Consider the following 10,310-nt stretch of genomic DNA (forward strand, 5'->3'; position numbering starts at 1 on the left):
AGTCGGCCGCCGGCGTCGCCCTCGCCGTCGGCGCCGGGCAACTCGAGGTACGGGCGGAACAGCTCGAGTTTCTCCGTCGGGCGGACGATCCCGCGGGACTTGTTGTACTCGATGATCCCCTCCGAGTCGAGTTTCGGGAGGTGAGACTGGTACAGCGGGATGTAGACGCGCTGGCGCTCCGTCGAGTTCAGCTCCGCGACGGTCGTGTCGTTTTCCAGGGCGGCGACGTACTCGGCGACGTCGCGCATCTTGACCGGTTCGTCGTGCTCGAGGAGGTAGCGGATCGCGTCCCGACGACGGTTCGTCTGCAGAATGTGGAAGATGTCGTCGTCGTCGAGCGATACTGGCTCCGCGCGAGAGCCCTGGGCGTCTTCGGCGGCGCCGTCGGCGGGATGCGGCGGGTGGTCTGTTTGGAGGGTCATCGTCTGCACTCGAACGCAGCAATCAACGATACATAATCCTTTTCTTCCTTCGCCTAGGCTTAAATACTGTTTATTTCTTACTAAGTGTTGTGTGAGTTTCCAGGGATTTCCAAAAATAGTCACCGCTAACCGGTTCGGGAACCGATCGTACCAGGGATGGGTTCGGTCGACGCCGTCCCGGATCTGTGCGAACATGTTCGTAACTGCCTGTTTGGTCGTCCGGCCCGTCGATTCGAGTATGACCCCGGAGACGACCGCGGCAGTCGACCAGCAGGTACAAACGACGACCGTCGACGTTCGGTGTACGGGCCACGTTCGCGACGCCGTCGGCGACCACGCTTTCGAGTTTACCTTCGAGGGGACGACGCTGCGGGAGTTCCTCGAGGCCTTCTTCGAGGAGCACGACGTCGAGGAGATGCTCATCGCCGAGACCGAAGCCGACGCGACGGCCAGAGGCTGGGCGCCGGTTCCCGACGAACTGCCGGGAACCTGGCGGAAGAATCCCGAGGGCGACCAGACCCGCCCCTACGCTCGCGTCTGTATCAACGGCCGGTTCAACGAGCACTTCGAGGGGTTCGACACCGAACTCGAGGCGGGCGATCGGGTAGCGCTGATCTACCCGTTCATGTTCTGCTGTTGAGTCGCACCGTCGCTCATACGGTTTACTGTACGTCAGTTCCGGCGCAACCGCCGCCCGGGTCGCGGTTGCGCCGGTAAATCGGTACAGCAATCCGCATCAGCGCTCGCGCGCTCGAGGCGTTCCCTCCGTCTCCTCGTAGACGCGGGGTTCGGTCCCGTCTCCGGAATCCCGACCGCCGTCCTCGGATTCGGTCTCCCGCGCCGAGTACCGCTCGACGTCGTCGGCCGGACAGACCCACACCTCGACGGCGTACCAGCCGAACAGCCGCGAGGCGTGCTCGTGGGCCGTCTCGCCGTCGGCCGCGACCACGCTACCTGCGTAGGTCAGCGGGTCGGACGCCTCGTCGCGGACGAACACCTCCCAGCGGGGGCTCGAGACCCTCTCGTCGTCGACCCTCGAGCGCACCGTCTTCTCGACCATACGGAGTGGATCCGATAGAACTCGGAAGAGCCTTCCGGCGAACATCTTCCCGCCCGTTCCCGGGCCTCGAGAACGCGAGGGACGGTTTTGCCCCCGCCGCGACCAGTTTCGAACCGATGTACACCGTCGACACGTCCGAGCGTCCGCTCGTGCTCATCTGGGAGGTTACGCAGGCCTGCGGGCTCTCCTGCGATCACTGTCGGGCTGACGCCCAGCCCGACCGTCACCCCGACGAACTCTCGACCGCCGAGGGAAAGCGCCTGCTCGAGGACGCGGCCGCGTTCGGGGAGGGACAGCTCGTGGTCCTCTCGGGTGGGGATCCGCTGGTCAGAGAGGACGCCGAGGAACTGGTCGCCTACGGCGACGAGCTGGGACTGCGGATGACGATGACCCCCAGCGGAACGCGGTCGCTGTCGACCGAACGGGTCGAAACCCTCGCCGACGCCGGGCTCAAGCGGATCGCCGTCAGCCTCGACGGGGCCTCCGCCGAGAGCCACGACGCCTTCCGCGGCGAGTCCGGCAGTTTCGAGGAGACGATTCGGGCCGTCGAGGACGCGCGAGACGTCGGGATTCCGGTCCAGGTCAACACGACCGTCTGCCGGGAGACCGTCGGCGAGCTTCCGGCGATCCGTTCGCTGGTGAGCGACCTCGGCGCCGTCATGTGGAGCGTGTTCTTCCTGGTCCCGATCGGTCGGGGGCGAGTTCTCGAGGCGATCGATCCCGCCGAGGCCGACGCCGTGATGCGGTGGCTCTCCGCGGTCGCCGACGAGGAGCCGTTCGGACTGAAGACGACCGAGGCGCCCCAGTACCGACGCGTGGTCGCCCAGCGCAGCGCGGACGACGAGGGGGCGAACGGACGGGCCGGCGTCATCGCGGGCGACGGCTTCGCGTTCGTCAGCCACACCGGAGAGGTCTTCCCCTCCGGATTCCTCCCGCAGTCGGCCGGCTCGGTTCGCGACCGACCGATCCACGAGATATACCGCGAAGCACCGCTGTTTCGCGAGTTGCGGGACCGCGACGCCCTCGAGGGGAAGTGCGGCGCCTGCCCGTACCGGACGATCTGTGGCGGCAGTCGCTCGCGGGCGTACGCCCACACCGGAGACCCCCTCGCGAGCGACCCCCTCTGTCCATACGTTCCCGAGGGGTACGACGGCCCGCTCCCCTGGGAGCGAGTGCCGCCGGCGAACCCTATCCCGTGAGGTGAAAGGCATGTCCGTCTCCGATCCCTGACGACGGTATGGACACTCGGACCGACGTCCTCGTCGTCGGCGGCGGCGCCACCGGCACCGGAATCGCCAGAGACCTCGCGCTTCGGGGGGTCGACGTCACCCTCGCCGAGCGCGGCGGGCTCTCGGCCGGCACCTCCGGGCGCTCCCACGGCCTGCTCCACAGCGGCGCCCGATACGCCGAGGCCGACGGACCCGAAGCCCGGGCCTGCCTCGAGGAGAGCCGAACGCTCGCCGAGATCGCCGGCGCCTGCGTCAGGGAAACGGGCGGACTGTTCGTCCAGTTGAGCGAGGACGACCCCGCTTACTTCGAGGCGAAACGCGAGGCCTGCGCCGAGGTCGGTATCCCGACCGAGGTCGTCGACGGCGACACCGAACGGGAGGAGGTGCCGGATCTCAGCGAGGACGTCGAGCGGGCGATGCGCGTCCCCGACGGCGTCGTCCTTCCCTCACGGCTGGTCGCGGCGAACGCGGCCGACGCCCGCGAGCACGGCGCGGAGATCCTGACCCACGCCCCGGTGACCGACATGCACCGCGAGGACGGCCGAGTCACCGACGTCGAACTCGGGGGTGAGGTCGGCCGGACGATCGAGCCGACCCACGTCGTCAACGCCGCCGGGCCCTACGCGGATTCGGTCGCCGAACTGGCCGACGCGACCGTCGACCTCCGCCCGACGCGGGGCGTGATGGTCTCGGTCGACTACGACCGGCTCGAGCCGGTGTGCAACCGCTGTCGGGATCCCGACGACGGCGACATCATCGTTCCCCACGACAACGAGGTCGTCCTCGGGACGACCAGCGTCCCCGTCGACGACCCCGAGGAGTACGAGCGGGCCGACTGGGAGGTCGAACGTTCGGTCGAGGAGTGTGCGAAGATGCTGCCCGCGGTCGCCGACGCCGCCCGCCTGCGGACCTGGTGGGGCGTCCGTCCCCTCTACGAACCCGAGGAGGCGGCGATCGACGCGCGGGGGATCTCGAGGGGCTTTCACCTGCTCGAGCACGAGCGGGACGACCTCGACAACCTCGCGACGATCGTCGGCGGGAAGCTGACGACCTACCGGAAGATGGCCGAGGCGACGGCCGATCTGGTCTGCGATCGCCTCGGGGTCGACGCCGACTGCGAGACCGCGACCCGACGGCTCACCGGCGCGGACGATCCCGACCGCCTCGACGCCCTGGTCGCCGAGTTCGACGGCCAGGGGCCGACCGACGAGGACGTCGTCGGCCGCTGAGACGGGGGCTCGAGGCTACCCCGTTCGCTCGGCGACGAGCCGTTCGAAGTTCTCGCAGACGCGGTCGGCGGAGACGTCCTCGAACGAAAACGGTTGCGACACCCAGTCGAAGTCCTCGACGAGGCGGTCGCGGACGGCGGCGGTGATCTCGGGGTGGAACTGGACGGTCCACAGCGGGGCCGACCGGTGGCGGGTGCCGAACACGGGGGCGTGGTCGGCCGACGCGATGATCTCCATTCCCTCGCCCGGCTCGGTGACGGCGTCGCCGTGGACCGCGGGGACGACGGGATCGACGCCCTCGAACAGCGGGTCGTCCGCGAGGTTGGCCTCGACGAGCGCCGCGGTCGTACCGACGTTCTCGACGGTGCCACCGAGCGCCGCGTTGGCTACCTGGTGGCCGAAACAGACCCCCAGTGTCGGGATCTCCTGATCGACGACCTCGCGAACCAGCGCCTCCTGGTCGGCGATCCACGGCCGACGGTCGGCCTCGTAGACGGCCGCCGTACTCCCAGTTAGCACGACGCCGTCGGCGTCCTCGAGCGGAGGCCGCTCGCCCGCGACGAAGTCGATCTCGGTGGCGTCGGGAAACCGCGACGCGAGCGCGTCGCAGTGGTACTCGCAGTCGGGATCGACCTCGGATCGAACGACGTACAGCGTCGAAGAACTCGAGCGGAGCGCGGTCATTCGTGGTTCCTACTCCGCTATTCGGTCGCGACGATATATATCGCGGTGGTTCCGGCGACAGGTACCGAACGACCGGGCGGGAGGTCTACTCGAGGACGACCAACGTGTCGCCCATGTCGACGCTCTCGCCCTCCTCGACGGCGATCTGGGAGACGGTGCCGCCCCGGGAGGCGACGACGTCGTTTTCCATCTTCATCGCCTCGAGGACGACCAGCACGTCGCCGGCCTCGACCTCGTCGCCGACCTCGACCTCGACATCGAGGATCGTCCCCTGCATCTCGGCGTCGACGGTCTCGCCGTCGCCCTCGATCTCGGTCTCGGTCTCGCTGGAACCGCCGGCCGGCTCGGGCGGCCCGCCGGCCTGGGTCTGGCCGCCGCCGTTGCCCGCGGGGATCGCCGGCGCGCCGTGTTCCTCGAGGTTGACCTCGAAGCGCTTGCCGTTGACCTCGACGGTGAACTCGCGCTCGACGGCCTCCTCCTCGTCGCCGGCGTCGGCGCTCTCGGAGCCCCACTGGGCCTGGGCCTCCTCGATCCGGCTCTCGTCGAGTTCCTCGTCTAAGTACTTCGTCGTGTGGGTGCTCTCGACGAACCGCTCGTCGGAGAGCATCAGCCGGTGGAACGGGATGATCGTCGGGATCCCCTCGATCTCGTACTCCCGCAGCGCCCGCAGCGAGCGCTCGAGACACTCCTCGCGGTCGGCGCCCCAGACGACCAGCTTCGCGATCATCGAGTCGTAGTCGGTCACGAGCTCGTCGCCCTGCTTGAGCGCGTCGTCGAGCCGGACGCCGATCCCGCCCGGCGGATCGTACGTCGAGAGGGTGCCGCCGGTCGCCGGCGCGAAGTCCTTGGCCGCGTTCTCGGCGTTGATCCGGAACTCGATGGCGTGGCCGTCGATCTCGACGTCGTCCTGGGCGAAGTCGACCGTCTCGCCCGCTGCGATCCGGATCTGGCGTTTGACGATGTCGATACCCGTGATCTCCTCGGTGACGGTGTGTTCGACCTGGATCCGGGTGTTGACCTCGAGGAAGTAGAAGTTCGCGTCCGGCCCCAGGGGTCCGTCACGGCCGAGCTCCTCCTCGACGAGGAACTCGACGGTACCCGCGTTGGTGTAGTCGGCGGCCGAGACCCCGCGACGGGCGGACTCGCCGATCTTCTCGCGGAGTTCGTCGGTCAGTGCCGCGGAGGGACCCTCCTCGATGACCTTCTGGTGACGGCGCTGGAGCGAGCAGTCCCGCTCGCCCAGGTGGCGGACGTTCCCCTCGCCGTCGGCGAGGATCTGGACCTCGATGTGACGGGGGTTCTCGAGGTAACGCTCGAGATACACGGAGTCGTTGTCGAAGTACGCCTCTCCCTCGCGTTTCGCGCTCTCGAGCTGGTCTTCGACCTCGCTTTCGTCCCAGACGACCTTCATCCCGCGACCGCCGCCGCCACCCTCGGCCTTGATGGCGATCGGGTAGCCGTGCTCCTCGCCGAACGCCTTGACCTCCTCGGGGTCGGTGACGGGATCGGTCGTCCCGGGGACGATCGGGACGTCGGCCTCGCTCATGATCTTCCGGGCCTTGGTCTTCTCGCCCAGCGACTCCATCGCCGAACTCGAGGGGCCGATCCAGGTGATCCCGTCGGCGTCCTCGACCTTCGCCGCGAACTCGGCGTTCTCGGCGAGGAAGCCGTACCCCGGGTGGATCGCGTCGGCGTCGGCCTTGCGTGCGGCCTCGATAACGGCCTCGTGATCGAGGTACGAGTCGGCCGCGCGGGCCGGGCCGACGTTGTACGCCTCGTCGGCGTACCGGACGTGTCCCGAGTCCTTGTCCGCCTCCGAGTAGATCGCGACGGTTCCGACGTTCAACTCCTCACAGGCCCGCATCACCCGAACGGCGATCTCCCCGCGGTTCGCGACGAGAACCTTCCTGAACATTTCTGTCAGAACCGTCACGGGGCGCCTACCTTACTTTTTCGCAACGAATCGGTCAACAGGAGAACTGCTCTCAGTTGACAGCTTCGGGTCGAAGCGGCCGAACTCGCCGTCAGTTGCCGTGCTCGTCGGCGATCTTCCCGTGAGCCTCCTCGAGCCACGGCGGCTCCTCGGGTCCGGCGTCGGTCGGCTCGAGCGGTTCGACGAGCGCCGCTCAGTATCGGTCCGTTCGCCCCGCTGCCGACCAGGGATCGGTCGGCGCGTCGAGCGGCACGCGGACGTCGCGTTGCTGCTGGGCGCGCACGCGACCGGCGAACGCCCAGCGACGATCCTGCCAGGTCTCCTCCTCGTCGGCAGCCGCGGCCGCGGCGGCCAGCGCCTGATCGTGGAGGTGGGCGCCGATGGCGGCGACGATGGCCGCGGCCTCCTCGCTGTCGGCGTCGTCGGGCAGTTCGAGGTCGACGCCCTCCGGGAGCCCACCCAGCAGATCGACGGCGTCGGTGCCGGCGTCGACGTTCGACTGGTGCTGTGCGGTCATCTCAGAGCGGGATGTTGCCGTGTTTCTTGTCCGGGTTGTCCTCGCGTTTCGTCTCGAGCATCTCGAGGTCGTCGATCAGCCGCGGGCGGGTCTCCGTCGGGAGAATGACGTCGTCGAGGAAGCCCTTATCCGTCGCCGTGTAGGGGTTGGCGAACTCCTCGCGGTACTCCTCGATGAGTTCGTCCCGGAGCTCGTCGGGGTTTTCGGCCTCGGCGAGTTCCTGTCGGTAGAGGATGTTGACCGCGCCCTGGGGCCCCATAACGGCGATCTCGGCGGTCGGCCAGGCGTAGTTGACGTCGGCGCCGAGATTTTTGGAGGCCATGACGCAGTAGGCGCCGCCGTAGGCCTTGCGGGTGATGACCGTCAGCAGCGGCACCGACGCCTCGGAGTAGGCGTAGAGCAGCTTCGCGCCGTGGCGGATGATCCCGCGGTGTTCCTGGTCGGTCCCGGGCATGTAGCCGGGGACGTCGACGAACGTGACGATCGGGATGTTAAAGGCGTCACAGAAGCGGACGAACCGCGACCCCTTCATCGAGGCGTCGACGGTCAGCGTCCCGGCGTTGACGCGGGGCTGGTTCGCCACGAGGCCCACGGAGCGGCCGTCGAGGCGACCGAAGCCGACGACGATGTTCTTCGCGAAGTTCTCGGCGACCTCGAAAAAGGAGCCCTCGTCGACCACGCTGTCGATGACGTTGGTCATGTCGTAGGGCTTCTGTGGACTGTCGGGGACGATCGACTCGAGGGCGTCGTCACGCCGATCCCGGTCGTCCCAGGGGTCGACCCGCGGCGGGTCCTCGACGTTGTTCTGTGGGAGGTACGACAGCAGGCGCTTGATGTCGTCTAAGGCCTGCTCCTCGTTCTCGCAGGCGAACTCGGCGACCCCGGTCTTGTCGGCGTGGGTCATCGCCCCGCCGAGTTCCTCGTGGGTGACGTCCTCGCCGGTGACGGTCTTGGTGACGCCGGGCCCGGTGATGTACATGTGGCTCGTGTCCTTCACCATAAAGATGAAGTCGGTGATCGACGGGGAGTAGACCGCCCCGCCCGCGCAGGGGCCCATGATCCCCGAAATCTGGGGAACGACGCCGCTCGCGCGCTGGTTGCGCCGGAAGATTTCGGTGAACCCGGCGAGACTCTTGACACCCTCCTGGATGCGCGCGCCGGCGGAGTCGTTGAGCCCGACGATCGGCGCGCCGACCTCCATCGCCATGTCCATCACCTTGCAGATCTTCTCGGCGAACACCTCGCCCAGCGAGCCGCCGAAGACGGTGAAATCGTGGGCGAAGACGAACACCGTGCGGCCGTTGACCTCGCCGTAACCCGTGACGACGCCGTCACCCGGAATCTTCTTCTCTTCCATCCCGAACTGGCTGGTCTGGTGGGTCCGGAGCTGGTCGAACTCCGTGAAGGTGCCCTCGTCGAGGAAGTAGTCGATCCGCTCGCGGGCGGTCATCTTCCCCTTGTCGTGTTGTTTCTCGATTCGGTCCTCACCGCCGCCCATTCGCGCTTTTTCGCGGAATTCCTCGAGTTCCTCGATGCGATCCTCCATCGTCATGCCGAGATCACCGCCGTGGGACTCATACGCCGTTGTGTGATGACCAACAGGAAAAGAATTCCGTAACCTGCCACAATTATCGGGAACGTCAGCCCCGCCGCGGGGACGCCCACAAAAAGTTATATATAGGCGCCTTTTAAACACGGAGATATGGTTCAACGTGAAACATGGGCCACGAGGACAGGGTTCATCCTCGCCGCGGTCGGGAGCGCGGTGGGATTGGGGAACATCTGGCGGTTTCCGTTCGTCACCGGCGAAGGTGGTGGTGCGGCGTTCCTGCTGGTCTACCTGTTGTTCATCGCACTGATCGGGTTTCCCGCAATTCTCGCGGAGTTCGTCGTCGGCCGGAAAACCAAACGTAACCCCGTCGGCGCGCTGCGGGAGTACGGCGGCGGGATCTGGACGTACGTCGGCGGCGTCTTCATCGTCACCGGGTTCGTCATCCTCTCGTACTACAGCGTCGTCGCCGGCTGGTTCATCCGCTACACCCTCGAGGGGTTTCGGGGAAGCTACGCCAGTCGTATCGCCGCCTACGAGGGCGACCCCGAGATCATGTTCGGGGCGCTCTCGACGGGGCTGGACGCGTTCATCCTCCACACCGTGTTCATGGCGCTGACCGTCGGTATCGTCGCGCTCGGAATCCGACAGGGGATCGAGCTCGCGGTGAAGGTGATGGTCCCGGCGATCATCCTCCTGTTGCTCGGGCTCGCGGTGTGGGCGTTTACCTTACCCGGGTCCGGCGGCGGCTACGCGTACTACCTGTCGCCGGACTTCGGCACCATTACCGGGAACTGGACCGAACTCCTGCCGGCCGCGGCCGGACAGGCGTTCTTCACGCTCTCGCTCGGGATGGGGGTGATGATCACCTACGCCTCCTATCTCGGTGAGGACCGCAACCTCGCGAGCGACGGCGTCGCGATCATCGGCTTCGACACGGGGATCGCCTTCCTCACCGGACTCGTCGTCTTCCCGATCATGTGGGCCGGCGACATGACCGACCCCGGCGAGGGCGGTGCCGGCGAAATCTTCGTCGCGCTAACCCAGGCGTTCGCCGACGTCACCGGCGGTCAGTTCCTCGGGCTGTTGTTCTTCGCGACCGTCTCGCTCGCCGCGCTCTCGAGTGCGATCTCGCTGCTCGAGGTCGTCACCTCCTACGTGATCGACGAGAAGGGGCTCGAGCGCTGGCAGGCCGCCCTCGGAATGGGCGGGGTCATCTACCTGCTGGGGGTGCCGGTCACCTACGACCTGATCTTCCTCGACCTGCTCGACCTGTTCGCCGACGCCATCCTGCTGGTCTTCGGCGCGCTGATGCTGACGATCCTCGTCGGCTGGATCGCGCCGAAGGCGGCGATCGACGAACTCGAGAAGGGAATCGGTCCACTCGACGGCCTCGGTCAGGCGTGGATCTGGGCGATTCGCGTCCCGATTATCCTCGTACTCGTCGTCTCGCTGTACCTCGGCGTCGTCGAGTACGTCGACTTCCTCACCGGGCCGTTCGCCGAGTGGATCGACGCGAACCTGTAAACTACCCTACCCTACTTCGCTCACCCCATACGGGGTTCGCTCGTTGAGGGTAGGGCTTTGATGTGGACTCCTGGCAATCAGTCCCCGGCAATAGGCCGGTGACTCTCGCCGTTCAACGTCCCACCATTCACACGTACGTCTACTGGTGCGTCTCCGCTCC

The 10,310-nt window shown here is 67.1% G+C and carries 9 protein-coding genes and 1 pseudogene; 4 read left to right on the forward strand and 6 right to left on the reverse strand.

The features are described 5' to 3' along the window. Positions 1-422, reverse strand: a pseudogene (locus tag ACNA7R_RS16960) (hypothetical protein); the annotation flags it as partial. Between the two features lie 238 nt (positions 423-660). Between ACNA7R_RS16960 and ACNA7R_RS16965 the strand changes: the two are divergent. Next, a complete protein-coding gene (locus ACNA7R_RS16965) occupies positions 661-1,062 on the forward strand; it encodes a MoaD/ThiS family protein (RefSeq protein WP_416284716.1) in 402 nt (133 codons plus the stop codon). A 96-nt stretch (positions 1,063-1,158) separates the two neighbouring features. Here the strand turns inward: ACNA7R_RS16965 and ACNA7R_RS16970 are convergent, their stop codons facing one another. Then, positions 1,159-1,482, reverse strand: coding sequence for an Htur_1727 family rSAM-partnered candidate RiPP (locus ACNA7R_RS16970; RefSeq protein ID WP_416284717.1), 324 nt, complete (start codon positions 1,480-1,482; stop codon positions 1,159-1,161). A 116-nt stretch (positions 1,483-1,598) separates the two neighbouring features. Between ACNA7R_RS16970 and ACNA7R_RS16975 the strand changes: the two genes are divergently transcribed. Together ACNA7R_RS16975 and ACNA7R_RS16980 are read left to right on the forward strand one after the other, a co-directional pair. Continuing rightward, on the forward strand, positions 1,599-2,681 hold the full coding sequence (locus ACNA7R_RS16975; protein ID WP_416284718.1) for a radical SAM protein: 1,083 nt from the start codon (positions 1,599-1,601) through the stop codon (positions 2,679-2,681). A gap of 38 nt (positions 2,682-2,719) precedes the next feature. Continuing rightward, the gene (locus ACNA7R_RS16980) at positions 2,720-3,940 is read left to right on the forward strand and encodes an FAD-dependent oxidoreductase (RefSeq protein WP_416284719.1); all 1,221 of its coding nucleotides are present in this window, start codon (positions 2,720-2,722) and stop codon (positions 3,938-3,940) included. Positions 3,941-3,955: 15 nt separating this feature from the next. Here ACNA7R_RS16980 and ACNA7R_RS16985 read toward each other — a convergent pair whose 3' ends face one another. From ACNA7R_RS16985 to ACNA7R_RS17000, 4 genes are all read right to left on the reverse strand, one after another. Then, on the reverse strand, positions 3,956-4,624 hold the full coding sequence (locus tag ACNA7R_RS16985) for a type 1 glutamine amidotransferase (protein WP_416284720.1): 669 nt from the start codon (positions 4,622-4,624) through the stop codon (positions 3,956-3,958). Between the two features lie 85 nt (positions 4,625-4,709). Continuing rightward, on the reverse strand, positions 4,710-6,539 hold the full coding sequence (locus tag ACNA7R_RS16990) for an acetyl-CoA carboxylase biotin carboxylase subunit (protein WP_416284723.1): 1,830 nt from the start codon (positions 6,537-6,539) through the stop codon (positions 4,710-4,712). Between the two features lie 211 nt (positions 6,540-6,750). Then, on the reverse strand, positions 6,751-7,074 hold the full coding sequence (locus ACNA7R_RS16995; protein WP_416284721.1) for a hypothetical protein: 324 nt from the start codon (positions 7,072-7,074) through the stop codon (positions 6,751-6,753). A 1-nt stretch (position 7,075) separates the two neighbouring features. After that, the gene (locus ACNA7R_RS17000) at positions 7,076-8,620 is read right to left on the reverse strand and encodes an acyl-CoA carboxylase subunit beta (protein WP_416284724.1); all 1,545 of its coding nucleotides are present in this window, start codon (positions 8,618-8,620) and stop codon (positions 7,076-7,078) included. 156 nt (positions 8,621-8,776) lie between these two features. On the opposite strand from ACNA7R_RS17000, the gene ACNA7R_RS17005 reads away from it, so the two are divergent. Continuing rightward, positions 8,777-10,150, forward strand: a complete 1,374-nt coding sequence (locus ACNA7R_RS17005) for a sodium-dependent transporter (RefSeq protein ID WP_416284722.1) — start codon at positions 8,777-8,779, stop codon at positions 10,148-10,150. Positions 10,151-10,310: the final 160 nt, after the last annotated feature.

The organism is Natronococcus sp. (genome assembly GCF_047921035.1).
Classification (GTDB): Archaea; Halobacteriota; Halobacteria; order Halobacteriales; family Natrialbaceae; genus Natronococcus.